The 343-nt window shown below is 56.9% G+C and carries 1 protein-coding gene; it reads left to right on the top strand.

Annotated features, from left to right (window positions below; genetic code table 11):
- Positions 1 to 30: 30 nt before the first annotated feature.
- The coding region (locus I6F35_RS39735) for a transposase DNA-binding-containing protein (protein ID WP_275945547.1) at positions 31 to 343 on the top strand (313 nt) is incomplete at its 3' end.

Below are 343 nucleotides of genomic sequence, written 5' to 3' on the forward strand. Positions count from 1 at the left end.
ATGGACACCTGATTCGAAAAGAGGTGCTCTATGGAACCGACTTCACGCGCCCGGGATGAGAAGGCGCACCGGTTGGCGTCTGACGCGGTGACCTGGTTTGACCGTGAAGCTGCGCTGTGCGAATTCCTGGACGCCCGACTTGGCGAGAGATTTCACATGCTGCTGAAGCAGACTGGTGCAGACATCGGCCAGAGCATTCCGATGGTTTGCCAAGACTGGGCGAATACCAAGGCGGCCTATCGTTTCTTCTCCATTGAACGAGTAAGTGAGGCCGACATCCTGTCTGGTCATTTTAATCGACGCGGGAACGCATCGCGGCTGCGAACGGGCCTGTTCTTGTCCT

It is taken from the genome of Bradyrhizobium sp. BRP22, assembly GCF_020194175.1.
In the GTDB taxonomy this organism is placed as follows: domain Bacteria; phylum Pseudomonadota; class Alphaproteobacteria; order Rhizobiales; family Xanthobacteraceae; genus Bradyrhizobium.